Source organism: Pandoraea soli (genome assembly GCF_902459595.1).
In the GTDB taxonomy this organism is placed as follows: domain Bacteria; phylum Pseudomonadota; class Gammaproteobacteria; order Burkholderiales; family Burkholderiaceae; genus Pandoraea; species Pandoraea cepalis.
In genome coordinates, this window is record NZ_CABPSG010000010.1 from 126,537 (window position 1) to 151,956 (window position 25,420).

Below are 25,420 nucleotides of genomic sequence, written 5' to 3' on the forward strand. Positions count from 1 at the left end.
ATGCTTCCTTTATCTTGTCGTCAGGGCCTGGGGGGAGCGCGCGGCGCCGCCCGGCGGCAGCGCGCAGTGACACGATTGTGCCACTTTCACGGCGAACCGTTCGACGACCCCCGTCCCGGCGGCAACGCAGGCGGCAGGTCCTCGCTCTCTCGCGACAGCGGGCTCGCCACAGGCAGCAGCGTTGCCGCGAGCATCGGCTCGTGACGGGCCGCCTCGGCCGTGCGCAAGCGCGACAATGCCCGCAGGCAATAGTGCGCGAACCACAACGCTGAAAATATGAAGATCACAACGTACAGCCAGATCGCCAGCAGCGCGATGACCGGGAACATCACGATCATGATGACCGACGACACCCACAGCAGCGTCGGCAGTGAGCCGAGCAGCCCGGTTGCCACGCCGATCACGAGCAGCGGCAGACGTCGCTCGCGCACGATCCGGCGACGCTCCTCGGCGCTCGCGTGATACGCCAGCGCGTCGTACGTCATTACGCGATACGTCAGCCAGCCCCATAACAACGGCGGCACGATGGCGAAGAACGGCGGCACGAGCCACAGCGGCAGCGTGAGCAGCGCGGCGACGAGAAAGACCACGGTGGCGCCCAGCGACTGACCGAGACTGCCCCAGAACGAGCCACCCTGCCGCGCTTCCAGATGAATGTAGTGGCGACGCGAGAGGTGACGCAACACCGCGGGCATCGACCACCCCGCGATGAGCAGCAACGCCGTGACCACGATCAGCGGGATGAGCAGCGCGACGAGAATGAACGGCGCGAGCGCCATGCGCACGCTGTCGATGCCGAAATAGCCGAAGAAGCGGTAGATCCATTGCGTGAACTGCCACTGTTCGAGCCAGACGCGCAGAAAATCGGTGAACGGCACCCAGCCGAACCAGATCACGGCGCCCCAGATCAGGCCGGAGACCACAAAGGGCATGGCGGTGAGCCACAGCATGCGCGGATGCAACAGGCTCACGAGCGCGCGGCCCAGCGCGCGAAGAATGTCATTCATGCAGTATCGATACGGTCGGTGCCGTCAGGACGAGAATCGGAATCCATCGCGTTGAGGAACGTGCGCCCCGGGCGGGGACGCTCGGTCGGTGTAGCCCTCATCGCGATGTCCCGATGTTACAGCACCGGGGCGCGGTCGAAGAAATAGATCCCGTGAGGGGAACGTCCGACCGGAATGGTGTTGATCAACTTGCGCTGCGTCATATCGATGATGCCGACCTTGCGGGCCCAGCGGAACGTCACCCACAGCGTCTTCCGGTCGGCCGAGAGTTCCATGTCGTCCGGCCCCGGCAGCAGTCCGGTGATGTTGCCGACGTTCGTGAGCGCCTCTTGATCGACGATACTGATCGTGCTCGACACGCGATTCGAAATCAGCACGTGCTTGCCGTCGGCGAGCGATCGGAAATTGTGCGCGCCCTTGCCCGTCGGGATCGTCTTGATCACCTTCTGGTTGCGCCAGTCGACCACGGCAGCATAGTCCGCGCCGGTCATCCCCACGAGCAGGTATTTATCTCCCGGCGTGAGCCACACCCCTGCCGGACTGTCGCCCACCTTCATCGTCCAGAGCACGGTCTGGGTCGCCAGATCGATGGCGGCGATCTCGTTCGACTGCTGCAACGAGATGAAGACGAGTTTGCTGTCCTGCGTGAAGACCAGGTGGCTCGGCATCTTCTTGAGCGGAATGCGCCGCGCCACGCTCAGGTTCTTGCCATCGTAGCGATACACGTCCACGCGATCCAGTCGCAGGGCGTTGGCGACGAACCACTTTTTGTCCGGCGAGAAACCGATCTGGTATGGGTCCTCGATGTTCTCGATCTTGCGCTGGACCTGCCCCGTCTTCGGGTCGAGGAAGATGAGGTTGTTGCCGACCGAATTCGCCACGATGAGCGACTGATTGTCGGGCGTGGCCATCAGGTGATGCGGCTCCTTGCCAACCGGGAACGTCTGGATGACCTTCTGCGTCGCCTTGTCGATCAGGCTGACGCTGGCGTCGGCCGAGTTGAGCACGACCACGACACTGTCGGGCGCCGGCGCCGCAGCCTTGGCCGGCGCAGCGAGCGCCGCAAGACCGAAGGAAGCGGCGAGACCGGCAGCGATCAGGAGTTTGCGCATTGCAGAGTCTCTCGCGAGAAGGTTGGGGAGGAAAAGTGGCGAAAACGCAGCGCCGGCGGCTGTGTTTCGATACGTCGTAGCGACTGGCCATTGTAGGCGGTGAGCGCCCCGTCAATGCCCGCTCGGCGCGCTTTTTTTACGTATCGAAACACAATTTCCACACTTTCTGATGTAGCGCAAACCGGCGAGCGGATGACCCATCGAAATGGCGCCCCGGGGTTGGCGCCGGGGCCGAACGCCGTGTTTGGACGCGCGGATTGACGTCGACTGCGTTGACTGGGTCACCGAGGCCTCGGCGCTGGCCCGGTTCAACGAGATCGCGGCGCTCGCAGCCATCGTTGCGCACGACGGCCGCGCACGCCGTGCGTCAGCGCTGCAACGCCTCCCAGACCTTGTGCAGACGCTTGACCGACACCGGCATGGGCGTACGCAACTCCTGCGCGAAGAGCGAGACGCGCAACTCCTCGAGCAGCCAGCGGAACTCCTCGAGTCGCGCGTCGCCCTGATCGCGGCGTTGCGACGTCGCCCGCTGCCAGTTTTGCAGTAATGGCCCCAGTTCGCTCATGGCGCGGGCGTCCCGCGTCGGATCCCCCTTGAGCTTGTCGATACGTCCGGTCATCGCCTTCAGATAGCGCGGAAAATGCGCCAGTTGCGCGTACGGCGTGTCGATCAGGAACCGCTTGCCGATCAGCCGCTGCAACTGCGCCGTCAGATCCGCATACGCCTGCGCGAACGGCTTGGCCTGGGCCAGCTTCTTTTGCAAGGTCGCGTACTCGGTGAGGATCTGTCCGGCCAGCCGCGCGATCTCTTGCGCGAGCAGCGTGAGGCGTCCCCGCCCCTCGTCCTTGCGCGCGACGAACGACGCGTTGTCGCTCGGCCAAGGCAACTGAAGGCACGCGCGCTCCAGCGCCAGATCGACGATCTGCTCCCGCAGTGCTTCTTGCGTCCCCAGGTTCATGTACTGCATCGCCATCTGCTGCAGGCCCGGGATGTTCTTCTCCAGGTACTTCACCTGCTCGCGCAGTTGAATCGCGAAGAGCCGACGCAGACCCGCGCGATGCTGCCGTTGCGCTTCGTCCGGATCGTCGAACACTTCGAGATCGCAGTGATCGCCGCGGTCGACCAACGCCGGGTAGCCGAACAACGTCTGACCGCCGCGACGGATTTCCAGCATCTCGGGCAGTTCGCCGAAGCTCCACGTCGAGAGGTTGTCGTAGCGGCCGGGCTCGACAGCAGCCGCTGAAGGCGCTGCCTGCGTGCCCGCCCGCCCCGCACCACGCGCCTCGCCGCGCACCGCCGGCGACGTCGTCGCCGACGCACCATGCGCGTCGGGCTCGACGGCGGAACCACGGGTCGGCGTCGCGCCGCTCTTGGCCGCCAGCTGCTGAAATGTGCGCTGCGCCTGCTGGCCGAGTTCGGCACGCAGTTGCGGGAGGTTGCGACCCATGCCGAGTTGACGCCCGTGTTCGTCGATCACCTTGAAGTTCATCGACAGGTGCGCCGGAAGCATTTCGAGCTTGAAGTCGCTCGACTTGAGCATGACGCCGGTCTGTTCGCGCGCGTCGGCGATGAGGGCATCGAGCAGCGCCCCCTGTCCGAACGCCGCCCGGTCGACGAAGCCTGCCGCAGACTCGGGCAACGGTACGAAGTGACGCCGCAGCTTCTGCGGCAGCGACTTCATCAGCAGGTGCACCTTCTCTTTGAGCATGCCCGGCACCAGCCATTCGCAACGGCGCGCGTCGACCTGATTGAGCGCGTAGAGCGGCACGGCGAGCGTTACGCCATCGCGCGGCGAGCCCGGTTCGAAGTGATAGCTGAGCACCATGTCGATGCCCGCAATGGCCGTCTTCTTCGGGAACAAGTCGGTCGTGACGCCCGCTGCCTCGTGACGCATCAGATCGTCGCGCACAAGGTAGAGCAGCTTCGGCGAGCCCTTGGCCGTTTCGCGATACCAGTGCTCGAAGCTCGCGCCGTCGTAGAGGTCGGCGGGGACATGGGCATCGTAATACGCGTAGATCAGTTCGTCGTCGACAAGCACGTCCTGGCGGCGCGACTTGTGTTCGAGCTGCTCGATGTCGGCGATCAGCTTGCGATTGTGGGCGTAGAACGGGAGCTTGGTCTCCCATTCGCCTTCCACGAGCGCACTGCGCAGGAAGATTTCGCGGGCGCGACGCGGATCGCGCGGTCCGAAGTTCATCCGTCGGCGCGCATAGATCGTCAGGCCATAGAGCATGCCGCGTTCGTACGCCACGACTTGCGCGGCCTTCTTCTCCCAATGCGCGTCGGAGAGCGACGTCTTCACCAGGTGCTTGCCGACGCGTTCGATCCACTCCGGCTCGATCCGGGCGATGCATCGTGCATAGAGGCGGCTCGTCTCGACGAGTTCGCCGGCCATCACCCAGCGCCCGGCCTTCTTCACGAGCGACGATCCCGGCCAGATGTGGAACTTGATGCCGTGCGCGCCGAGGAAATGCGGATCGTCGTCGGCCTTGCAGCCGATGTTGCCGAGCAGGCCCGCGAGCAGGGCAAGATGCACCTGCTCGTAAGTCGCCTCCGACGCGTTGATGCGCCATCCCTGTTCTCGCACGACGGTGAGCAACTGGCTATGCACGTCGCGCCATTCGCGCAGGCGCAATTGCGACAGGAAGTTGTCGCGGCAGGCCTGTCCGAGCAGACGGTTCGACTTCTTGTGCGCGATGGCCTCTTCGAACCACTGCCAGATCTTGAGCCACGAGAGGAATTCGGAGCGTTCGTCGGCGAACTTGCGATGGGCGTTGTCGGCGGCGTCCTGCGCTTCGAGGGGGCGGTCACGCGGATCCTGCACGGCCAGCGCACTCGCGATGATGAGGACTTCGCGCAGCGACTGCTGGTCGCGCGCCGCCAGAATCATGCGGCCCACGCGGGGATCGAGCGGCAGACGCGCCAGTTCGCGCCCAAGCGGGGTGAGCTGGTTGGTGTCGTCGACCGCACCGAGTTCGCCCAACAGTTGATAGCCGTCGGCGACGGCGCGGCCGGGCGGCGGTTCGATGAACGGGAATTCCTCGACCTTGGCGAGCCGCAGCGACTGCATGCGCAGAATCACGGCGGCGAGCGACGAGCGCAGGATTTCCGGGTCCGTGAAGCGCACGCGCGCCTGGAAGTCGGCTTCGTCGTACAGGCGAATACACACGCCGTCGGCCACGCGACCGCAGCGACCGGCGCGCTGGTTGGCGGCGGCCTGCGAGATCGGCTCGATCTGCAGTTGTTCAACCTTGTTGCGGTACGAGTATCGCTTGACGCGCGCGGTGCCGGCATCGACCACGTAGCGAACACCGGGCACCGTGAGCGAGGTTTCCGCCACGTTGGTGGCCAGCACGATACGGCGCGCATTGGACGGTTTGAACACGCGCTCCTGCTCGGGGCCCGAGAGGCGCGCGAAGAGCGGCAGAATTTCGGTGTGCGGCGGATGATGCTTGCGCAGCGACTCGGCCGCCTCGCGGATTTCGCGCTCGCCGGGCAGGAAGACGAGCACGTCGCCGGCGCCTTCGCGGCAGAGTTCGTCGACGGCGTCGACGATCCCGTCCATCAGGTCCCGCTCGCGGTCGCGCGCGGTGGCGCGGCTGCCTTCGCGCCCCAGCGCGTTCGCGATGCGCGCATCGTCCTGAATCGGCCGGTAGCGCACTTCCACGGGGTACAGGCGCCCGCTCACTTCGATGACCGGCGCAGGGCGCAGGTGGTCGCCCTCGCCCGTGCCGAAATGGCGGGCGAAGCGATCGGCGTCGATGGTGGCCGATGTGATGATCACTTTCAGGTCGGGGCGACGCGGCAGCAACTGCTTGAGGTAGCCGAGCAGAAAGTCGATGTTCAGGCTGCGCTCGTGCGCCTCGTCAATGATGAGGGTGTCGTACGCGCGCAACAGCGGATCGGTCTGCGTCTCGGCGAGCAGAATACCGTCGGTCATCAGTTTGACGGACGCGCCATGGGACAAGGTGTCGTTGAAACGCACCTTGAAGCCGACGATGTCGCCAAGCGGGGTGTTCAGTTCGTCGGCAATGCGGCGCGCGGTGGCCGACGCGGCGATCCGGCGCGGTTGGGTGTGGCCGATCAGGCCGGTGCCGCCCGCGCCGAGCCCGCGCCCGAGCGCGAGGCAGATTTTGGGGAGCTGAGTGGTCTTGCCCGAGCCGGTCTCGCCGCTCACGATGACGACCTGATGGCCGGCGATGGCGCGTGCAATTTCTTCGCGACGGCCGGAGACGGGCAGCGCCTCGGGAAAGACGATGTCGGGAAGCGGATTGGCGGAGGCCTGGCGCGCCGCGAGGCGTTCGGCGTCGCGCGCGGCGCGCTCGGCCGGCGTGGTGCGGCGCCCCCCTGCCGAGTTCGGGCTGCCGGCCTGTGCCGCGCTCGCGGGTTTGGGCGGTCTGGCGGGCTTTTGGGTCGACGCGGTGACCGTGGGTTGGGCGCGCGTATGCCCCGGAGCCATCACTTTCGGCTTCGGGGGCGGAGATTGTCGATTTCGTTCATCACTTGCCATGGGCGCGCATTATATAATCTGCGGATGTTTGCGCACGTACACTCATGCTGACCGAACCCGACCCCGCCCTACAAGACGAAGAGACCGCCCACCAAGCCCAGTTCGTGGACTGGTTGCGATCGGTCGCCCCTTATATCCATGCGTTCCGCGACAAGACCTTCGTGGTCGCCTTCGGTGGCGAACTCGTCGCGGCCGGCGGGCTCGACACCCTGATTCAGGATGTCGCGCTGCTGTGCGCGATGGGCATGCATATCGTGCTGGTGCACGGCTCGCGACCGCAGGTCGAGGAGCAGATGCGCCTGCGACATATCGAGTCGCACTTCGCCCAGCAGTTGCGCATTACCGACGCGGCCGCGCTCGAAGCGGTGAAGGAAGCGGCCGGGGAACTGCGGCTGGACATCGAAGCGTCGATCAGCCAGGGGCTGCCGAACACGCCGATGGGCAATGCGCGCATCAGCGTCGTGTCGGGCAACTTCGTCACGGGGCGCCCGGTGGGCATCGTGGACGGCGTGGATTTCCAGCACACCGGCGTGGTCCGCAAGGTCGATGCCGAGTCGATTCGCCTGTCGTTGGCGAGCGGCAAGATCGTGCTGCTTTCCCCGCTGGGCTTCTCGCCGACCGGTCAGTCGTTCAATCTGACGATGGAAGATGTGGCGTCGTCGGCGGCCATCGCGCTGCGTGCCGACAAGCTGATTTTCATCACGGAAACGCCCGGCGTTATCAACGAGTATAACGAGTTGCAGCACGAACTGACACTCGAAGACGCCCAGCGCCTGCAGTCGCAAGGCACGCTCGACCGGGATTCGGCGTTCTATCTCAAGTACGCGACGCGCGCCTGCCGGGCGGGTGTCGGCCGCGCCCACATCGTGCCCTTCGCGCTCGACGGCAGCATGCTGCTCGAACTGTTCTCGCACGATGGCGTGGGCACCATGATCTCGTATGAGAACCTGGAGAGCCTGCGCGAAGCGACGATCGACGACGTCGGCGGCATTCTGCAGCTCATCGAACCGCTGGAGGCAGACGGCACGCTGGTGCGACGCGGTCGCAACCAGCTGGAGCGTGACATCGATCATTTCTCGGTCATCGAGCACGATGGGCGCCTGTTCGGCTGCGCGGCACTCTATTCGTATCCGATGGAACGCATCGGCGAGATGGCCTGCCTGACCGTCGACCCGGAAGCTCAAGGCTCCGGGGACGGCGAACGCCTGCTCAAACACGTCGAGCAACGCGCCCGTGCCCGCGGTCTGGATCGCCTGTTCGTCCTCACCACGCGCACCGAGCACTGGTTCCTCAAGCGCGGCTTCGTCAAGGCCGGCGTCGACGACCTTCCCGCCGACCGCCGCCGCCTGTATAACTGGCAACGCCGCTCGCTCGTGCTCATCAAGAAGCTGTAACGAAGGTCAGGCAGGCAGCGCACACCCAAGCCCCCCCCTTGTGTCTCCCGCCCCTGCCCCCATCTACCGCTCTCGGCCGCTGCACTCTTTTTCGTCGCACGTCGATTCCCCTCTCGGGGACCGACTCATGCGCCCAACATTCATTCACGCCCCAATCAGATCACGAAGGAGTTCCCCATGGCTCGCATGATTCAATGCGTCAAACTCGGCAAAGAAGCCGAAGGTCTCGATTTCCCCCCCATGCCCGGCGAACTTGGCAAACGCCTCTGGGAAAGCGTCTCGAAAGAAGCCTGGGCCGGATGGCTCAAGCAACAAACCATGCTGATCAACGAGAACCGCCTGAATATGGCCGATCCGCGCGCCCGCCAATACCTCGCCAAGCAAACCGAAAAGTATTTCTTCGGGGACGGCGCCGATGTCGCTCAAGGCTATGTGCCGCCGCCCTCTGAGTAAACACCTCCCCCCCGACGGATCGGGGCCCCTTTCCGCCGCTCAGACATAAACCCAACTCGCTGCAGAAAGGGGCCCCGATCCGTCCCCGCATACGCCCTATGGCGCCATGCCACCGGCGGCGGGAAACAGGCAGGCGTTCGGGTCGTAGGCCCTTTTTGTCTCGATTGGAATCTGCTGGATGCGATGGTCAGGCAGGCGTCGTGCCACCCACGGCCGCCTTCTTGCCCGTCGAACCCGCTCCGCAGTGATGGCAGAAATGCGCGAACGCGTTTTTGCGCGCGTCGCACTCACTACATTGGTCGAATAGGCAAATGCCACAGTGCACGCAGTAGTCGCGATTCGGATCGTCCAGTTTCACCGGACGCTCACACCCCGGACACACCGACTTCGCCAACCGCGCCTGCGCCAAATCGTACGACAACGTCTTGCGACGCTCTTCGTCCGGCAACTGCTCCTCCGCCCTCTGCCTCGCCAGATATCGCTGCAACGACACGATGGCGTAACGACCAATCATCACCGTGAGCACGATGCCAACCAGATACCGTACGTATCCACCATAGTCCGGCAAATACGGCACCAACTCTACGAAGAACGCAAACAGCGCGAAGAAGATGAAGCCCCACACGAATGGCCACCACGTGCTCTTGCGCTGACGCACAAAGAACCATCCCGCCACCACCAGTAACGGCAGCGTGAGCGCCAGCCGAATGCCAAACACCTTCAAATCCTGCGCGCGCTGGATCGCCGCAAGCTTTTCTCCCGCCGCCGTGTTCAGCGCATAACGCACCGTGCGCGCCGACTGCACCGCGCGCTGAGCATCCAGCTGTTTTGCCTCCAGGGCATCGACTTGCGTCTGCACATCGCGCTGCGCCGCCTTCAACGCGTCGAGCGCCTGCGTGCGCGCAACCAGTTCCATATCCTGACTGGCCTGCGCCGTCGCCGTGCGCGTAGCCACCCAATCGTTGAACGACTCTCGCGCACTGCGATACGCCGTACTCCGCGCCTTGAGCTGCAAACGCGCCGTCTCCAACCGGCTCTCGATATCTTCGAGCTGGGTCTGCGCCTGCTTGATGGCGGCGTCCGCACTCGCCGCCTGCCCGCGATCAACGAACGAGTCGAGCGTCGGCGCAGGCGCTACGCCCGGCAATTTGTCGACGACGAGCCCGCCCAGGCCAATGAGGAACGCCGCAAACAATACGGCGATCAGCCACAGGCCACGGCGGAACCAGGTTTCGGGAAGACGACGCGATCCAGCCATCCTGCCCTCCCGGGATCAGTTTTGGTAGTCGAGCGTGCGCACGCCTTGCGGCGTACCCATGAGCGTGATGTCCGCGCCGCGCTGTGCGAAGAGCCCTACGGTCACGACGCCCGGAATCTGGTTGACCTGCGTCTCGAACGCCACCGGGTCGAGGATCTGCAAACCGTGGACGTCGAGAATCGCACACCCGTTGTCGGTCATGTACGGGCTACCGTCGGCACGCACCCGCGCCTGCGGCTTGCCACCCAGTGCCGCCAGCGCCCGGGCAACGCTCGCCTGCGCCATCGGGATCACTTCGACCGGCAGCGGAAAGACGCCAAGCACGGCAACTTCCTTGGACGCGTCGACGACGCACACGAATTCCTTCGCCACCGAGGCGACGATCTTCTCGCGCGTAAGCGCCCCGCCACCGCCCTTGATCATGTGGCCAAGCGCGTTGATCTCGTCGGCACCGTCAACATAAACGGGCAGGCTGTCGATCTGGTTGAGGTCGAAGACTTCAATGCCATGTTTGCGCAGACGCTCGGTGCTGGCCTCGGAACTGGAGACGGCACCGCGATAGCGGCCCTTGTGAGCGGCGAGCGCGTCGATGAAGCAGTTCGCGGTGGACCCGGTGCCCACGCCGATCACGCTGCCCTCGGGCACGTGCTGGTTCACATAGTCGGCGGCTGCCTGGCCGACCAAGCGCTTGAGTTCGTCCTGGGTCATGGGGATTTCCGGCAAAGTTTGGTAAAGTCGGAAGTTTACCGGAGTCAGGCGGGCCGCGCCGTTTTTCATCGCCCGGTCGCATCCCGGACTTCATGTCACGCAGTGCATTTCTCGCAAGGCCGCTCTCATGAATCAGCTCGACCAGCTCAAACGCCATACGATCGTTGTCGCCGACACCGGCGACTTCCAGGCGATGGACGCCTACAAGCCGCAAGACGCCACGACCAACCCGTCGCTGATTCTCGGTGCCGTCCAGAAGGACGCCTACCGCCCGATGCTCACCCGCATCGTCAGTGAACACCGCGCGGAATCCACCGCGGAGATCATCGACCGCCTGCTGATTGCCTTCGGGCGGGAAATTCTGGACATCGTGCCGGGCCGTGTGTCGACGGAAGTGGACGCGCGACTGTCGTTCGACACGGCCGGCACGGTGGTCCGTGCGCGCAAGCTCATCGCCATGTATGAGGCGCAAGGCATCGAGCGCGACCGCGTGCTCATCAAGATTGCTTCGACGTGGGAAGGCATTCGTGCAGCCGAGATTCTCGAGCGCGACGGAATTCGCTGCAACATGACGCTGCTGTTTTCGCTGGTGCAAGCGGCGGCCTGCGCCGAGGCTGGCGCCCGGCTGATTTCCCCGTTTGTCGGCCGGATCTACGATTGGTACAAGAAGTCGGCGGGTGCGAACTGGGTCGAGGCGGACAACGCGGGAGAAAACGATCCGGGCGTGCGCTCGGTGGCCGCCATCTATCGCTATTACAAGCACTTCGGCCATGACACGGAAGTCATGGGCGCGAGCTTCCGCTCGACCGGGCAGATCCTGGCATTGGCAGGCTGCGATCTGCTGACGATCAGCCCCGCCCTGCTCGAACAACTCCGCACGACACAGAGCGAAGTCCATCGCCAGCTCGACGCGAAGGACGCCCGCGCCGCAAACATCGATCGCGTGAAAACGGATGAGCCATCGTTCCGCTTTGCGCTGAACGACGATGCCATGGCGACCGAAAAACTCGCGGAAGGGATCCGCGCGTTTGCCGCCGATGCGATCAAGCTCGAAGCGCTGATCGACGCGGCACGCTAAACGAACCCCGCGACGTGCCCGGCAATCTTGCGCCGGGCGTCGTTGGCTGGGCTTCGCGCCGCTGACCTCACGTCCTTGACGTCATCCCCTCGGCGTGAAGTCGCTCACTTCACGTTTGTCACTTCGCGCCTTTGGCCGCCACTGCGCGCTGGCGTACCGCTTCGTACAGGCAGACGGCGCTCGCTACCGAGACGTTCAGGCTTTCGCAGCCGCCCGCCATCGGAATACTCATCAGCTCGTCGCAGTGCTCGCGCACCAGTCGGCGCATGCCCTCGCCTTCCGCACCCATGACAATCGCCATCGGCCCGGTGAGCTTGGTGCGGTAGATGTCGGCAGGGGCGTCGTCGGAGGTGCCGACCACCCAGATACCACGCTCCTGCAATTCCCGAAGCGTGCGCGAGAGGTTCGTCACCATGATGTAAGGCACGGTTTCCGCCGCACCGCTGGCCACCTTGGCGGCGGTCGCATTCAGGCCGACGGCGCGGTCTTTCGGTGCGATCACCGCGTGCGCCCCGGCCCCGTCGGCGACACGCAGGCACGCGCCGAGGTTATGCGGATCGGTCACGCCGTCGAGCACCAGCAGCAGCGGTGGTCCGGAGATGCCGTCGAGCAATTCGTCGAGGTTCAGCGCCAGCGACACTTCCTGAGCACGCGCGACCACGCCTTGATGGCGCGACGAACCGGCCATGCCGTCCAGGCGCTTGCCGTCGGCCTGAATGACCTTGATCTTCACGCCCGGGGCGCCCTTGAGCGACTCCACGTGCTTCAGGAAGTCCGTCATGCGGCGATCGCGCCGGCTCGGATCGTAGTAAATCTCTTCGACGCTACCGGCATCGTGGCGCAGACGCGCCGTCACGGCATGAAAGCCGAACAGCAGTTTCAATTGACTCATTTCCCATCCTCAAAATAGCGTGTGCCGGCACGGCCGCCGACAACGGGCGCCGCACAAAGCACGACGGCGGCGGAGCCCGCATGGGCCACCGCCGCCGCAATCCATCGCGGACCCCTGTTGCCGGTCACCGCCGGCACAAGGCGCCCATCTTACTGCAAACCCTCCGCCGCGCTGCGCGAATCAACGACGCGGTTTTTTCGCCGGACCTCCCGAACGCTTGGCCGGCGCCTTGCCGCCACCGGGCTTGGCGGGCGACGTCGCCCCTCGCTCTCCTCTCGCGACATTCACTTTCACGGGCTTCGGCTTGGCGGGATGCTTGCCTGCCGGGGCCAGTTGCACGCCGTTGAGCAACGCGCCGCCCTTGGGCATCTGGCGGATGCCCGGCCGCGCAGCGGCAGAACCCGGCGAACCCGCCGAACCGGCCAGTCCGGGTGCACCGGCGGCGGGGGCCGGTACCGGTGCGCCGCCGCGCTCGGCGCGACCCGACGGTTTCGCCAGCGTGCGAGCGTTGACCTCGCGTACGAGACGGAAGTCGATCTTGCGCGCGTCCAGGTCCACACGGCTCACCTGCACGCGAACGCGGTCGGTCAATCGATAGCGGATGCCGGTGCGTTCGCCGCGCAGTTCGTGTCGCACTTCGTCGAACTGGAAGTAATCGCTTCCCAGCTCCGTGACATGCACGAGGCCTTCGATAAAGAGATCGTCGAGCTGCACGAAGATGCCGAACGAGGTGACGGCGCTGACCGTGCCGCCGTATTCCTCGCCGAGCTTGTCGCGCATGAAGTAGCACTTGAGCCACGCTTCGACGTCGCGCGAGGCTTCGTCGGCGCGCCGCTCATTCGCCGAGCAATGCAGGCCCAGCTCGTCCCATATGGCATCGTGCTTCTTGGTGCCTGCGGCCTTCTTGGCTTTCCCGGCGGCGGAGTCGTCAGCCTTCTGAAGCTTGCGCGCGTGCGGCGACAGGCCGGTCGTCATTTCCACACCCGGCGGGACTTCTGGCTCGTACTTCTTGCCCGCCAGAATCGCCTTGATGGCACGGTGCGTGAGCAGGTCCGGGTAGCGGCGAATCGGGCTGGTGAAGTGCGCGTAGGCGGGATACGCCAGACCGAAGTGGCCGATGTTGTCCGGACTGTAGACGGCCTGCTGCATCGAGCGCAGGAGCATCGTCTGGAGCATGGGTGCGTCGGGGCGCGACTCGATCTGCGTCATCAGGTCCGCGTAATCGGACGTTGCAGGCTCGTCGCCACCGCCGAGCGACAGCCCAAGCGTCTTGAGGAACGTGCGCAGCACCTGGAGTCGTTCGCCCGACGGACCGGCGTGAATCCGGTACAGGCCCGCCTGCTTGTGACGCTTGAGCAGGTCGGCGGCGCACACGTTGGCCGTGAGCATGCATTCCTCGATGAGACGGTGAGCATCGTTGCGCGTGCGCGGCAGGATCTGTTCGATCTTGCCTTGCGCGTTGCAGACGATATACGTCTCGGTCGAATCGAATTCAATGGCCCCACGCGTCTTGCGCGCTTTCGCGAGCACTTTGTACAGCTCGTACAGGTTCTGCAGATGCGGCAGCAGCGCAGCGCGGCGTTGGGCTTCGGGGCCTTTGGTGTTGCCGAGAACAGCGGCCACTTCGGTATAGGTCAGGCGTGCGGCCGAGTGGATCACGGCCGGATAGAACTGATAGGCCTTGACTTCGCCGTTCGGGGCGACGAGGGCGTCGCACACGAGGACACAGCGATCCACGTCGGGATTGAGCGAGCACAAGCCGTTTGAGAGCTTTTCCGGCAGCATCGGAATGACGCGTCGCGGGAAGTAGACCGATGTGCTGCGCGTCAGGGCGTCCGCGTCGAGGGGGCCGCCGGGAGTCACATAATGCGAGACGTCGGCAATGGCGACGATCAGGCGGAAGCCATCGCTGCGGCCGACCTTGGCCGGCTCGCAGTACACGGCATCGTCGAAGTCGCGCGCATCTTCTCCGTCGATGGTGACGAGCGGCACGTCGCGCAGATCGATGCGGTGACGCAGATCAGGCGCACGCACTTCATCGGGCAGCGCCCCGGCGGCGGCGAGCGCTTCGGCGGAGAACTGGTGGGGCACGCCGTACTTGCGCACGGCGATTTCGATTTCCATGCCGGGGTCGTCGATGTCGCCAAGGACTTCCGAGACGCGGCCGATGGGCTGGCTATAGCGGCTGGGGTAATCGGTGAGTTCGACGGACACGACCTGGCCGACCTTGGCCTTGCCCTGGGCGCGCGGCGGGATCAGGATGTCATGGCCGATGCGCTTGTCTTCCGGGGCGACGACCATCACGCCGTTTTCGTTGAGCAGGCGACCGATAACGTGCGTGTTGGCACGGCTCACCACTTCGACGATATGCCCTTCCGGACGGCCTCGGCGATCGTAGCCGGCAACGCGCAGAAGGACGCGGTCGTTGTGCATGACCTTCTTCATCTCTTCGCTGGGAAGGAAGAGGTCGTCGCCGCCCTCGTCGCGCACGGCGAAGCCGTAGCCGTCGCGGTGACCGATGACACGGCCGGCGATGAAGTTCGAGGGGTGGGTCAGTTGATAGTAGCCGCGGCGGTCGAGGCGAATCTGGTCATCGCGCTCCATGGCGGCGAGGCGCTTGAAGAAGCCTTCGCGCTCCTGCTTTTTGATCGCCAGGGCTTCGGCGATATCGTTGGCGGACAGCGCGGCATCGGCGGTGCGCAGGACACCGAGGATTTCTTCGCGGCTCGGAATCGGATAGGGATATTTGCTCAAAGGTCGGTAGCGTTGCTGTGCCGGTTGAGTCCGGCCGAGGGGCGCATCTGGCGCCCGACGGTCCGTGGTGTTGTGCGTTGCGCGAAAACGCGGGGTCGCACAGTCAGGGACAATCATACGGCAAACCTCGCGAAAACTGCCACCTATGCGGAATTTGAGCGTGGGCTTGCAGGCGGGTGAGAAAAAAGAAAAATTATTCCGCTCAAGTGTTGACAGTGCCGCACGGCATACGCATAATCTCACTTCTTCGCAGCAAGCAAGCAGTCAGCGAGCTGTCGAGGCCCAGATGGCGGAATTGGTAGACGCACTAGTTTCAGGTACTAGCGGGTAACACCGTGGAGGTTCGAGTCCTCTTCTGGGCACCAAAAATTCAAGAAAGCCGATGATCGAAAGATCATCGGCTTTTTTCATGCGCGCTTGCCCACCGCCCCCCCCTCCCTCCCCGACCGTCGACGCCAGTACAGCGCACTGCCAACCATCGACGCCGATCGACCGGGGAGCGGGCCCGATGTCCGTGACCGCGCACGCGATTCGCAATGGGTGTCGCGCGCGTCACGCCACAGATGCTCTGCGCAGACGCCGAGCGAAATCGGTAGAATTTGCCTCATAAAAAATTGAATATTGCTCAACGACCACTTAACGTGTTGGGCGTGCCGCGCGTGCTGCGCGTATTCGGTTTCGGTTGCTTGATACTTGTTGGGAATGACATGCCTGCCTTCACTCGCGGTGAGCTTGCCGATTTGAACGTCTTTGTCACGATCTGCCGCCGGCAGAGTTTTCGGGAGGCCGCCACCGAACTGGGTGTAACGACCTCGGCCCTGAGTCACGCGATGCGCAATCTGGAAGCGCGCCTGGGCGTGAAGTTGCTGAACCGCACGAGTCGCTCCGTGTCGCCGACGGCCGCGGGTGCCGCACTGGCGAAGGAGTTGGAACAGGGCCTCGAGCAGATTGCATCGGCCATTGATGCATTGGACCGATACCGCGCGTCGCCGGCCGGGCGTTTGCGACTGAACGTGCCGCGCGATGCGGCGCGGTTGCTGCTGGATCCGATTCTGCCGCGATTCGTGGCGGCGTATCCGGACATCGAATTGGATGTCACAGTAGACGACCGGATGCTCGACATCGTGGCGGAAGGTTTCGATGCCGGCATGCGGTATGGCGATACGGTGCCGGGCGACATGATCGCGACACCGCTCACGCCCACGCTGAAGTGGATCGTGGTTGGGTCGCCCGCCTACCTCGCGCGACAGGGTCGACCAAAGGTGCCGCAGGATCTGATGTCGCACAATTGCATCCGGATGCGCTTGGGCGACAACACGCTCTATAAGTGGGAGCTGGGCAACGGGCCGACGGCGATCGAACTTGATGTACCGGGGGCGCTGAGCATCAACGAGAGCGACGGCGTGATTGCGGCGGCAACGGGCGGCCTGGGGTTGGCCTACGTGTTGGAGCGAAACGTGTCGCAGGCACTGTCCAACGGCACGCTCGAAGCCGTGTTGATGGACTGGGCCGTCGACGGGCCGCCGTTGTCGATGTATTACCCGAGCCGACGTCAAACGCTGCCGGGTTTGCGCCATTTGATCGACATGATTCGGTCGGAGCATATGGGCCGCGCCGCGTAACGTGGCGGTGCACCCGATTGGGTAGGCCGGCGACCGTGGCCTATCAATTTTTGCCGCAAACCGCTTGACAGCATGTGAGCCTCTCGGCATAATCTTGCTTCTTCGTAGCGAGCTAGCAGTAAGCGAGCTGACGAAGCCCAGATGGCGGAATTGGTAGACGCACTAGTTTCAGGTACTAGCGGGTAACACCGTGGAGGTTCGAGTCCTCTTCTGGGCACCAAAAATTTTAAGAAAGCCGATGATCGAAAGATCATCGGCTTTTTTCATGCATGCCTGGACGGAGAACGCATCATCGAGCTAGATCGTTTACTGCAATCGCAGGGCTTCGGCAGTCGCAAGATGTGCCGCAAGCTCATCTTCACCGGTGCTTTTGCCATCAACGGCGTGGTGCACGACAATCCGCGCGAGTCGCTGGACCCGCGAGGTCTGCATTTCACGCTCGACGGCGAGCCGTGGGAATATCGCGAACACGTCTACGTGCTGCTCAACAAGCCGCAAGGCTATGAGTGTTCCACGAGTCCGACGCATCACGAAGGCGTGCATTCGCTACTCCCCTTGCCGATGGCCGTGCGCGGCGTGCAGCCGGCCGGTCGCCTCGACCAGGATACGACTGGCATGCTGCTGCTCTCCGACGACGGCCCTTTCCTGCATGCCATGATGTCGCCGCGTCGCCACGTGCCCAAGCGGTATGTGGCCACGACCAAGCATCCAGTCACCGATGACATGTTGCAGGCCTTGCGCGACGGCGTATTGCTGCGCGACGAATCGGAGCCTCTCGCCGCAACGGATGTCATGCGTGCCTCGTCTCACGAGATCGCCATGACGATCACGCAAGGCAAATACCATCAGGTCAAACGGATGGTCGCCGCCGCAGGCAATCGGGTGGAGGGGTTGGTCAGAATCGCCATCGGCGGTCTGCCGATGGGCAATCTCGCACTGGGCGAATGGCGCTATCTCGCGCCGGAAGAACTGTTGTCGCTACCGTACGAAGTGCCCGCCTCCGGCAAATGAGGGCCACGCGTTGACGTTGGCGGCCACGTCGGAGGCGGCGTCGGATGCGACGATAGCGGTGAACCGACCCTCTCGGGTCGGACGTGTCAGCTCTGCCGGCCTTCGAGCATGAATTGCGCGCCCTTGTCCTGGCCGAGCGTCTTGACGAGATACGGCAACGTCGTCTTGAGGGTGTCCTGCAGCATGTACGGCGGATTCACGATGAACATGCCGCTACCGTGCAGGCCCATACCGCCCGGCACCGGATTGCACACGGTCAGCGACGCATTCACCCAGTTCTTGATCGGCTGCCCGTTGATCGTGAGCCGCTTCATGCGCTCCGGCAACTGCGCTGCCTCACGACGCTGCACCAGCGGATACCACACGGCATACATGCCCGTCGGAAAGCGGTCGAGGCCCTCCTGCACGGTCTGCGTTGCACGCGTGTAATCGCGCTTGTCTTCGTACGACGGATCGATCAGCGTGAACGCCCGGCGCGACGCCGGCGGCAGAATCGTCTTGAGCCCCGCAAACCCGTCGGCACCAAAAATCATCGTACGACGCGCCACTTCCCGACCCTGCGCCTCGAAGTTTTCGCGAAGCACGTCCTGCTCGGTCGGATGCATCTCGAACAAACGCAGCCGATCGCGATCCCCAAGCAGTTGCAGGGCAAAGAACGGCGAGCCCGGGTAATAGCGCAGCTTGCCGTCCGGATTGAATTCGCGCACCAACGTGACGTAGTCCGCGAGCGGCGGCGGCAGATCGTCACGCGTCCAGAGACGGCCGATACCGGTCTCGAACTCACCGGTCTTGTCGGCCCATTTGCCATCGAGCGCGTAACCGCCTGCGCCGGCATGCGTGTCGATGTACCAGAACGCCACGTCCTTCTGGCGCATGTAATCGATGCATTCAACGGCGATAAAGTGTTTCAGTACGTCGGCGTGATTGCCGGCGTGAAAGGCGTGGCGGTAGCTGAACATTAGGCAGATCCTGATTCGTCAGGCGCGATTGTAGCCGACGACGCGCCCACACGGCGTTTCCGGACTTGCACGATGGCGCTTTGATTCGACGCCAACGCCTTCGCTTTCACTGCCTTGTGACGCGGACAGGCGACAAGATGATCGTTCACCAGACCCGCCGCCTGCATGAACGAATAGCAGATCGTTGAGCCTACGAAGGTAAATCCCGCCTTCTTCAACGCCTTGCTCATCGCATCGGAGACGGCGGTGCTCGCCGGCACCTCGCCAAGCGCTGTCCAGCGATTCTGCAACGGTTCGCCGCCGACAAACTGCCAGACAAAGTCGCTAAAACGCGTACCCGCGGCCTCCATCGCCAGATAGGCCCTCGCCCCCTTGATCACGCCGGCGATCTTGAGACGGTTGCGCACGATCCCGGCATCCGCCAGCAAGCGAGCCTCGTCCTCTGGCCCGAACGCCGCAATCCGCACCGGATCGAAGCGATCGAACGCCAGTCGGTAGTTGTCGCGCTTCTTAAGGATGGTGGACCAGGAGAGTCCCGCCTGCGCGCCTTCGAGCATCAACAGCTCGAACAACGCGCGCGAATCTCGCAGCGGCACCCCCCACTCTTCGTCGTGATACTGACGATACTGCTCGAAGCCATCGCTCCACGGACATCGTTCCATTGGTCTCTCGATAGTTGCGTCCGCGCGCAAGTGGCGCGGACATGTGCAGACGAATGGGACAAGTGTGCCAGCAATCGCGCGCGAAGCGAACCGCACAGCCCATGCCACGCATGACTTTGCGCCGACGGACTATGCCAAGACAGAATTTTCCGGGTCGAACGCCGGACATCCGTCACCCTGAGCGATAGACAGGAAGGCCATCCGCCACGCGCTCAGTCGAGCCAGCGCGTGTCGTAGGCGTGCACTTCCTGCGTCTGTTCGCCCAGGCCATCGATGCCCAGGTGCATCACGTCGCCCGGCTTGAGGAACACCGGCGGCTTCTGCCCCAGGCCGACGCCTGGCGGCGTGCCGGTCGTGACGAGATCGCCTGGCTTGAGCGTGGCGAACTGGCTCATGTAATGCACGAGATACGCCACGCTGAAGATCATCTTCGACGTGTGGCCCGTCTGACGGCGTACACCGTTCACGTCGAGCCACAGGCCCAGTTGTTGCGGATCGCGAATCTCGTCGGTCGTCACGAGCCACGGTCCGACCGGACCGAACGTGTCGAAACCCTTGCCCTTGTCCCACGTACCGCCGCGCTCGATCTGGAACTCGCGCTCGGAGACGTCGTTCACGAGGCAATAGCCCGCTACGTAGTCGAGCGCGTTCTCCAGCGGCACATAGCGTGCCGTCTTGCCGATCACGAAGCCCAGCTCGACCTCCCAATCGCCCTTGACGGCGTTCTTGGGCAGCACCACGGCGTCGTTCGGGCCGTTCAGGCAGTTCTCCCACTTGGTGAAGAGCACCGGCTCGGACGGCGCGTCCAAACCCGCTTCCGCCGCGTGGTCGCTGTAGTTCAGGCCGACGGCCAGGAACTTGCCCAACCCCGAGAACGGCACGCCCAAACGCCCCGGCGATTTCACCACCGGCAACGTCGCCGGATCCAGCGCGCGCAATGCCGCCAGCCCCTGCGGACTCAACGTCTCGGGCGTAATGTCGGCCAGCACTCCGGAGAGGTCTCGCACATTGCCGTCGCCATCGAGCAGGCCCGGCTTTTCCTGCCCCTTCGGGCCGAAACGCAGCAGTTTCAAAACAGTTCTCCTTGTGCCGCGACAGAAGTGAGCAACACGGTTACCCGTCGACAGCTTGGTGGTAAGACGAATGCACGAGACACTACGCCGGTCGCCCCCAACGCGTCAATGACGGCGAGGCTCGCAACGTGGCGTGTCAATGGCGTCTGTTGTCGGGGTGTCACTTTTCTGAGACCATGGCTCGCCGCCCCGACGTTCTCACCGAGGCAAGGTTCCCGCCGTCGCTGGATCTGTTGTCCCTCGCGCCCTATCCGTTCCCCGAATTCTGGAGTCTCCGACGATGTCCTCCTCAAAGACCGCCATGCTGAGCCACTGGACCATGTACACGCCGATCGTGGCCCTTGTCGTGCTCGGCCTCGCCGGGCTCCTACCTTACGGCGCCTCGCTGGCGGTGTGTGCCGCCGCCCTGGCCGGCGCCGTATTCTCCGCCGTGCACCACGCCGAAACGGTCGCCCACAAGGTCGGCGAGCCGTTCGGCACTCTGGTGCTGGCCGTGGCCGTCACCATCATCGAAGTGGCCCTGATCGTCTCGGTGATGCTCTCGGGAGGACCGGACAAGGCGGGATTGGCACGCGACACGGTCTTCGCGGCCATCATGATCGTCTCGACCGGGATCGTCGGGCTGTGCCTGCTCTTCGGCGGCGTGCGTCATCACACGCAGGGCTTTCATGTCGAAGGCGCGAGTGCCGCGCTCGCGGTGCTGTGCGCGCTGTCGGTGCTCACACTGGTGCTGCCGAACTACACGAGCTCGGTACTGGGCCCGGGACTCACGGCGTCGCAACTGGCCTTCGAGGGCATGATTTCGCTGGTGCTGTACATGGTGTTCGTATTCGTGCAGACGGTGAGCCATCGCGATTACTTCCTGTCCAAAGCGCCGAGTGAGGAAGTGCATGTGGCGCCGCCGTCGAGCCGCACGGCCGTGCTGAGCCTGGGGCTGCTGGTCGTGGCGTTGCTGGCCGTGGTCGGCCTGGCGAAAAAGCTTTCTCCCGCCGTCGAACAAGCGGTCGCCGACGCCGGCGCGCCGAAAGCGGTCGTCGGTATCGTGATTGCCGCGCTGGTATTGTTGCCGGAAGGACTGGCGGCCTTGCGCGCCGCACGTGCAAACAAGCTGCAGACGAGTCTGAATCTGGCGCTCGGTTCAGCGCTGGCGAGTATCGGGCTGACGATTCCGACCGTGGCGGCCGTCTCGCTCGTGCTCGATCAGCACATCGAATTGGGGCTTGCGCCGAAGGAGACCGTGCTGCTTGCCGTGACGCTGCTCGTTGGCGTGATCACGCTCGGCACCGGACGCACAACCGTGCTGCACGGCGCCGTCCATCTGGTGCTGTTCGCCGCCTTCCTGTTCCTGGCGATCGTTCCTTGACCCGCGGACGGGCCGAAGCGCTCGCCCGAAGTGGGCGTCGGGGGGACGTTTGATTGTCCAGCAGGTTGACGCGGTGGACGTGGCGTCGTCGCGTCAGCCGCGCACTCGACGCGCTCAGGCCTTGTCCGCGCCCTGCTTTGTCGCGTCGTTGCTGGTCGTGCCGGCGGCGTCGACGGCCGTCGCGTCTTCCGAAGCGGTGCCGAGCAACGCGCCCAGCAGCTTGCTGCCGGCGGCATTGCGCTTGTTTTGCGCGCCGACCTGCTTGCCGCCTTGCGGGCCGCGACGCACGCTGGCGTCGATCTTCAGGCCCTTGCGCTTCTGAATTTCAAATTTGGTCTGTGTCATGATGCGGTCCGTGGTGGCCTTGCCCCTCAGGCAGGCCGGGTGAAATTCAGGGGTTCAGAGATCGATGCCGAGGCTGCCGTCGGCGGCCAGCGTCTTCGCCATCGCATGAGCGGCTTCGAGCGCGTCGTTCGCCCAGCGATAGGCGTCAGGCGTGGTGTGGGTCAGCGGCGGGTCCAGCGTTTCGATGACGTCGTCCACGTCGCGCCAGCCGGTGAAATGCACCACTCCGTGGAATTGCCCGTCCGGCGCGGGCGACGTCTCCGCCCAATAGTAAAAGTCCTCCGCCGGCAGGCAACCTTCAAAACTCATGTCGATCCCGTGAAAAGGCGGCATCGTAGCACGTCGCACGGCGTGCGGCATACCGGCGCAAGGCAGTAGAATACTGCGACATAGCAACCCACGACTCTAGTTACCGACATCACGATGTTTACCGGAATTGTTCAAGGCACGGCGACGCTCTCGTCCATCGACGATCGCGACGGCATGCGCACCCTCGAGCTGGCGTTCCCCGACGGCTTCTGCGAAGACCTTACCCTGGGGGCCAGCGTCTCGGTCGACGGCGTTTGCCTGACGGTCACGCAATTGCTCTCGCCCACCAGCGCGTCGTTCGACGTGATTCTGCAGAGCCTGAACGTCACGACGCTCGGCGGCTTCGGCTCGGGCGCACGGGTCAACGTCGAGCGCGCCGCCAAGGATGGCGCCGAAATCGGTGGTCATCCACTCTCGGGCCATATCGACTTCTCGACTGACATTCTCAGCGTGCGCACGTCTGACACGAATCGCGTTCTGCGCATTGCGATTCCCGAAGCGTTCCGCAAGTATGTCTTCGCGAAGGGATATATCGCGATCAACGGCGCGAGCCTGACGGTCTCGGAGGTCAATCGACAGGAAGGCTGGTTCGAAGTGTGGCTGATTCCCGAGACGCGCCGCATGACGACGTTCGAAGACAAGCTCGCCGGCACACGCGTCAACATCGAGATCGAGCGGAGCACGCAGGTGGTGGTCGACACGGTGCGCGAAGCCGTGCAAGAGAGTCTCGGCCGTCTGCAACCAGTGCTGGAGGCGCTGCTCAAGGAAAAGGGCCTCTCGCTCGACGATTTCGTGTCGGTGCCGCAGTTGCCCGCCGGCGATGCCAGCGACAAACCGGCTTCCAAGGCCTGAGCCTGCCGAACAACACTGAAGGACATTCATGCAACTCGCCACCTGGAACGTCAATTCGCTCAAGGTTCGTCTCGGTCATGTGCAGGACTGGCTGCGCAGCAACCCGGTCGACGTTCTGTGCCTTCAGGAACTGAAGCTGACCGACGAGAACTTCCCGATTACCGAGATCGCTGCGCTCGGTTACACATCGCACTTCACCGGCCAGAAGACGTATAACGGCGTCGCAATGCTCGTCAACCACGCGAAAGTGGGAGAGGCGACCGATCTGGTCAAGAACCTGCCGAATTTTGCCGACGAGCAGCAACGGCTGATTACCGCGACCATCGGTGGCGTGCGTGTGGTCTGCGGTTACTTCCCGAACGGACAGGCCGTCGATTCGGACAAGTTCGTCTACAAGCTGAACTGGCTCGACGCACTCACTCACTGGCTCTCCGACGAATTGGAGCGCCACCCGCGACTCGCGCTGCTAGGTGACTACAACATCGCCCCCGAAGACCGCGACGTACACGATCCCGCGAAATGGGAAGGTCAGAATCTGGTGTCGCCGCAGGAGCGCCAGGCGTTCGCACGTCTGCAAGGACTCGGGCTGCGCGATACGTTCCGCATGTTCGATCAGCCCGAGAAGACGTTCAGCTGGTGGGACTATCGCATGGGCGCGTTCCGACGCAACGCGGGGCTACGCATCGACCACATTCTCGTCTCTTCCGCATTGGCTGAGCGCTGCACCGGGTGTGAGATCGACCGCGTACCCCGAACCTGGGAACAGCCGTCGGATCACACCCCTGTCATTGCCACCTTCAAGGACTGACGCGCGTCCTGACACGTCCTGGGCACTGCGCTCCGCGCTCTACGCCCACACCCTGCGAACGGCACCTGATTAAGGGGCCGTTTTTTCCATCGAAGGCTTTGCGGATCATTGGCCGCTGCGCGGATCCGTCAGGCGCGACTCATAGACAAAACAGCGAATCGCCGCCTTGTTTCGCGTATCCATCTGCGTGAACTCCAGGCCATAGGCCCACGTCCCATCGACCCGCGGACCTTCCGCGCTGCGAACCGCTGCCATACCGAGAATCGCGACGACATCGGCACCGATCGGCACACGGAACTGCAACGCGACGAGATGACAGCCTTCCGGCAGCGGCGCCTTCACCACGATTCCCGCGCCATCGGCGCTGATATCGCGCACCAGTACGAGCCACTCAGGTGTGTCCTGCGGGTCGGCAAGCATGCGGGTGAACGAGACACGCGACGTCTCGTCCAATGGCGACAGTCGCGCCACCAACCGCGTATCGACGCGAGGTGTACGACGCACGGGCGTCTCACGCACCTGCGAAGGACGCGAAAGCACCACATAGTCGAACGGCCCCTGATGCACGCTGTGTACATCGCAATTGAATTCGTACAGGTTGTCGCCCGGAAATGTCCAGAGCGCCAGCCGGTCGCCCGCCGTCACCGGTCGACGCGTGTCGCCCGAAGCGGGCGGCGTGATGATCAACATACCGTTGGGGGCGCGGCCGATCAGACGAGCGCGTACGCGCGGGTGCTCGGCGTCCGGCGAGACACGCACCTGTATCCACGCGCCGACCGGCAACGGCACCGGCAACCCCTGCAGGTATACCGCCGACGCGCCCGTGCCCAGCGGCGATGCGGAATTTGCGGCCTCCGTGCGCCCCGCCGCCTCGCCCGTTGTCGCCCCCTCGGGAAGCGGCCGGTGCGGCGCGAACGTGGTGAAGAGCCAGTCGAGATCGGCCTCGGACGGCAAACGCTCGCCCGCCGCCAGCAGCGGTGTGCCATCGGCGTCGAACAATGGCCAGGAGAGCGGAACGTGGGCGTCAAGCTCGCGACGATTCACTGCCACGAACCCCGGATAGCCTGACGCGATACCAGTCGAGTCCATGATGCCTGGGAGAGTATGAAACCCTTGATTGCCTGAAAACAGGGCGTTGACCTTCCCGCATCCCAGCGCACGGGGCCGCCGTTTGGGCACTCCCGCTTCGCAATGGCATCCGCAGCCAACACCCAACAAAAGTCGCCAACGGCCGGCACATGACTCGTCCG

At 64.1% G+C, this 25,420-nt stretch carries 21 protein-coding genes and 2 tRNA genes; 10 read left to right on the top strand and 13 right to left on the bottom strand.

Annotated elements, in window-relative coordinates:
• Positions 1-86 precede the first annotated feature (86 nt).
• The 3 genes from PSO31014_RS17275 to hrpA form a co-directional block, all read right to left on the bottom strand.
• Positions 87-1,007, bottom strand: coding sequence for an EI24 domain-containing protein (locus tag PSO31014_RS17275; RefSeq protein ID WP_150552747.1), 921 nt, complete (start codon positions 1,005-1,007; stop codon positions 87-89).
• A 116-nt stretch (positions 1,008-1,123) separates the two neighbouring features.
• Positions 1,124-2,119, bottom strand: coding sequence for a YVTN family beta-propeller repeat protein (locus PSO31014_RS17280; RefSeq protein WP_150552748.1), 996 nt, complete (start codon positions 2,117-2,119; stop codon positions 1,124-1,126).
• Positions 2,120-2,486: 367 nt separating this feature from the next.
• Entirely contained in the window at positions 2,487-6,578 is a 4,092-nt protein-coding gene (gene hrpA / locus PSO31014_RS17285; protein WP_150552749.1) for an ATP-dependent RNA helicase HrpA, read from the bottom strand.
• A gap of 95 nt (positions 6,579-6,673) precedes the next feature.
• Between hrpA and argA the strand changes: the two genes are divergently transcribed.
• Entirely contained in the window at positions 6,674-8,023 is a 1,350-nt protein-coding gene (gene argA / locus PSO31014_RS17290; RefSeq protein ID WP_150552750.1) for an amino-acid N-acetyltransferase, read from the top strand.
• Positions 8,024-8,200: 177 nt separating this feature from the next.
• Positions 8,201-8,476: an oxidative damage protection protein gene (locus tag PSO31014_RS17295; RefSeq protein ID WP_150552751.1), complete on the top strand. Its 276-nt coding sequence runs from the start codon at positions 8,201-8,203 to the stop codon at positions 8,474-8,476.
• A gap of 187 nt (positions 8,477-8,663) precedes the next feature.
• Here PSO31014_RS17295 and PSO31014_RS17300 read toward each other — a convergent pair whose 3' ends face one another.
• Positions 8,664-9,734, bottom strand: coding sequence for a serine endopeptidase (locus PSO31014_RS17300; protein WP_150552752.1), 1,071 nt, complete (start codon positions 9,732-9,734; stop codon positions 8,664-8,666).
• 15 nt (positions 9,735-9,749) lie between these two features.
• Positions 9,750-10,442 (bottom strand): ribose-5-phosphate isomerase RpiA, encoded by a 693-nt coding sequence (rpiA, locus tag PSO31014_RS17305; RefSeq protein WP_150552753.1) that lies wholly within the window; start codon positions 10,440-10,442, stop codon positions 9,750-9,752.
• A 127-nt stretch (positions 10,443-10,569) separates the two neighbouring features.
• Here rpiA and tal point away from each other — a divergent pair, with 127 nt between their 5' ends.
• Entirely contained in the window at positions 10,570-11,520 is a 951-nt protein-coding gene (tal, locus tag PSO31014_RS17310) for a transaldolase (RefSeq protein WP_150552754.1), read from the top strand.
• A 118-nt stretch (positions 11,521-11,638) separates the two neighbouring features.
• Here the strand turns inward: tal and rlmB are convergent, their stop codons facing one another.
• The gene (gene rlmB, locus PSO31014_RS17315) at positions 11,639-12,412 is read right to left on the bottom strand and encodes a 23S rRNA (guanosine(2251)-2'-O)-methyltransferase RlmB (protein WP_150552755.1); all 774 of its coding nucleotides are present in this window, start codon (positions 12,410-12,412) and stop codon (positions 11,639-11,641) included.
• A gap of 180 nt (positions 12,413-12,592) precedes the next feature.
• Positions 12,593-15,166: a ribonuclease R gene (rnr, locus tag PSO31014_RS17320; protein ID WP_174976554.1), complete on the bottom strand. Its 2,574-nt coding sequence runs from the start codon at positions 15,164-15,166 to the stop codon at positions 12,593-12,595.
• Between the two features lie 280 nt (positions 15,167-15,446).
• Between rnr and PSO31014_RS17325 the strand changes: the two genes are divergently transcribed.
• The 4 genes from PSO31014_RS17325 (at position 15,447) to PSO31014_RS17340 (ending at position 17,799) form a co-directional block, all read left to right on the top strand.
• A tRNA-Leu gene (locus tag PSO31014_RS17325) sits at positions 15,447-15,531 on the top strand.
• 342 nt (positions 15,532-15,873) lie between these two features.
• Positions 15,874-16,788, top strand: a complete 915-nt coding sequence (locus PSO31014_RS17330; protein ID WP_150552757.1) for a LysR family transcriptional regulator — start codon at positions 15,874-15,876, stop codon at positions 16,786-16,788.
• Between the two features lie 135 nt (positions 16,789-16,923).
• A tRNA-Leu gene (locus PSO31014_RS17335) sits at positions 16,924-17,008 on the top strand.
• 119 nt (positions 17,009-17,127) lie between these two features.
• Complete coding sequence (locus tag PSO31014_RS17340; RefSeq protein WP_246176757.1) at positions 17,128-17,799, top strand: 16S rRNA pseudouridine(516) synthase; 672 nt, start codon at positions 17,128-17,130, stop codon at positions 17,797-17,799.
• Between the two features lie 86 nt (positions 17,800-17,885).
• Here PSO31014_RS17340 and PSO31014_RS17345 read toward each other — a convergent pair whose 3' ends face one another.
• The 3 genes from PSO31014_RS17345 to PSO31014_RS17355 all read right to left on the bottom strand — a co-directional run bounded on the left by PSO31014_RS17345 (position 17,886) and on the right by PSO31014_RS17355 (position 20,493).
• On the bottom strand, positions 17,886-18,758 hold the full coding sequence (locus PSO31014_RS17345; protein ID WP_150552759.1) for a 23S rRNA (adenine(2030)-N(6))-methyltransferase RlmJ: 873 nt from the start codon (positions 18,756-18,758) through the stop codon (positions 17,886-17,888).
• Positions 18,758-19,420, bottom strand: coding sequence for a DNA-3-methyladenine glycosylase I (locus tag PSO31014_RS17350; RefSeq protein WP_150552760.1), 663 nt, complete (start codon positions 19,418-19,420; stop codon positions 18,758-18,760). The genes PSO31014_RS17345 and PSO31014_RS17350 overlap by 1 nt, the downstream gene beginning before the upstream one ends.
• A 212-nt stretch (positions 19,421-19,632) precedes the next feature.
• Complete coding sequence (locus PSO31014_RS17355; protein ID WP_150552761.1) at positions 19,633-20,493, bottom strand: fumarylacetoacetate hydrolase family protein; 861 nt, start codon at positions 20,491-20,493, stop codon at positions 19,633-19,635.
• A 280-nt stretch (positions 20,494-20,773) separates the two neighbouring features.
• Between PSO31014_RS17355 and PSO31014_RS17360 the strand changes: the two genes are divergently transcribed.
• A complete protein-coding gene (locus PSO31014_RS17360) occupies positions 20,774-21,856 on the top strand; it encodes a calcium:cation antiporter (protein ID WP_150552762.1) in 1,083 nt (360 codons plus the stop codon).
• A 114-nt stretch (positions 21,857-21,970) separates the two neighbouring features.
• Here PSO31014_RS17360 and PSO31014_RS17365 read toward each other — a convergent pair whose 3' ends face one another.
• Together PSO31014_RS17365 and PSO31014_RS17370 are read right to left on the bottom strand one after the other, a co-directional pair.
• A complete protein-coding gene (locus tag PSO31014_RS17365) occupies positions 21,971-22,201 on the bottom strand; it encodes a hypothetical protein (RefSeq protein ID WP_150552763.1) in 231 nt (76 codons plus the stop codon).
• Between the two features lie 54 nt (positions 22,202-22,255).
• Entirely contained in the window at positions 22,256-22,510 is a 255-nt protein-coding gene (locus tag PSO31014_RS17370; RefSeq protein WP_150552764.1) for a hypothetical protein, read from the bottom strand.
• A gap of 114 nt (positions 22,511-22,624) precedes the next feature.
• On the opposite strand from PSO31014_RS17370, the gene PSO31014_RS17375 reads away from it, so the two are divergent.
• Together PSO31014_RS17375 and xth are read left to right on the top strand one after the other, a co-directional pair.
• Positions 22,625-23,362, top strand: coding sequence for a riboflavin synthase subunit alpha (locus PSO31014_RS17375; RefSeq protein ID WP_150552765.1), 738 nt, complete (start codon positions 22,625-22,627; stop codon positions 23,360-23,362).
• Positions 23,363-23,390: 28 nt separating this feature from the next.
• A complete protein-coding gene (gene xth / locus PSO31014_RS17380; RefSeq protein ID WP_017233523.1) occupies positions 23,391-24,170 on the top strand; it encodes an exodeoxyribonuclease III in 780 nt (259 codons plus the stop codon).
• A gap of 105 nt (positions 24,171-24,275) precedes the next feature.
• Here xth and PSO31014_RS17385 read toward each other — a convergent pair whose 3' ends face one another.
• The gene (locus PSO31014_RS17385; RefSeq protein ID WP_150552766.1) at positions 24,276-25,259 is read right to left on the bottom strand and encodes a flagellar brake protein; all 984 of its coding nucleotides are present in this window, start codon (positions 25,257-25,259) and stop codon (positions 24,276-24,278) included.
• Between the last annotated feature and the right edge of the window lie 161 nt (positions 25,260-25,420).

Excerpts from the sequence above, each read along its gene's own strand:
- PSO31014_RS17275 (WP_150552747.1), bottom strand. The coding sequence starts at position 1,007 with ATGAATGACATTCTTCGCGCGCTGGGCCGCGCGCTCGTGAGCCTGTTG.
- PSO31014_RS17280 (WP_150552748.1), bottom strand. The coding sequence starts at position 2,119 with ATGCGCAAACTCCTGATCGCTGCCGGTCTCGCCGCTTCCTTCGGTCTT.
- hrpA (WP_150552749.1), bottom strand. The coding sequence starts at position 6,578 with ATGGCTCCGGGGCATACGCGCGCCCAACCCACGGTCACCGCGTCGACC.
- argA (WP_150552750.1), top strand. The coding sequence starts at position 6,674 with ATGCTGACCGAACCCGACCCCGCCCTACAAGACGAAGAGACCGCCCAC.
- PSO31014_RS17295 (WP_150552751.1), top strand. The coding sequence starts at position 8,201 with ATGGCTCGCATGATTCAATGCGTCAAACTCGGCAAAGAAGCCGAAGGT.
- PSO31014_RS17300 (WP_150552752.1), bottom strand. The coding sequence starts at position 9,734 with ATGGCTGGATCGCGTCGTCTTCCCGAAACCTGGTTCCGCCGTGGCCTG.
- rpiA (WP_150552753.1), bottom strand. The coding sequence starts at position 10,442 with ATGACCCAGGACGAACTCAAGCGCTTGGTCGGCCAGGCAGCCGCCGAC.
- tal (WP_150552754.1), top strand. The coding sequence starts at position 10,570 with ATGAATCAGCTCGACCAGCTCAAACGCCATACGATCGTTGTCGCCGAC.
- rlmB (WP_150552755.1), bottom strand. The coding sequence starts at position 12,412 with ATGAGTCAATTGAAACTGCTGTTCGGCTTTCATGCCGTGACGGCGCGT.
- PSO31014_RS17330 (WP_150552757.1), top strand. The coding sequence starts at position 15,874 with ATGCCTGCCTTCACTCGCGGTGAGCTTGCCGATTTGAACGTCTTTGTC.
- PSO31014_RS17340 (WP_246176757.1), top strand. The coding sequence starts at position 17,128 with ATGTGCCGCAAGCTCATCTTCACCGGTGCTTTTGCCATCAACGGCGTG.
- PSO31014_RS17345 (WP_150552759.1), bottom strand. The coding sequence starts at position 18,758 with ATGTTCAGCTACCGCCACGCCTTTCACGCCGGCAATCACGCCGACGTA.
- PSO31014_RS17350 (WP_150552760.1), bottom strand. The coding sequence starts at position 19,420 with ATGGAACGATGTCCGTGGAGCGATGGCTTCGAGCAGTATCGTCAGTAT.
- PSO31014_RS17360 (WP_150552762.1), top strand. The coding sequence starts at position 20,774 with ATGTCCTCCTCAAAGACCGCCATGCTGAGCCACTGGACCATGTACACG.
- PSO31014_RS17365 (WP_150552763.1), bottom strand. The coding sequence starts at position 22,201 with ATGACACAGACCAAATTTGAAATTCAGAAGCGCAAGGGCCTGAAGATC.
- PSO31014_RS17370 (WP_150552764.1), bottom strand. The coding sequence starts at position 22,510 with ATGAGTTTTGAAGGTTGCCTGCCGGCGGAGGACTTTTACTATTGGGCG.
- PSO31014_RS17375 (WP_150552765.1), top strand. The coding sequence starts at position 22,625 with ATGTTTACCGGAATTGTTCAAGGCACGGCGACGCTCTCGTCCATCGAC.
- xth (WP_017233523.1), top strand. The coding sequence starts at position 23,391 with ATGCAACTCGCCACCTGGAACGTCAATTCGCTCAAGGTTCGTCTCGGT.
- PSO31014_RS17385 (WP_150552766.1), bottom strand. The coding sequence starts at position 25,259 with ATGGACTCGACTGGTATCGCGTCAGGCTATCCGGGGTTCGTGGCAGTG.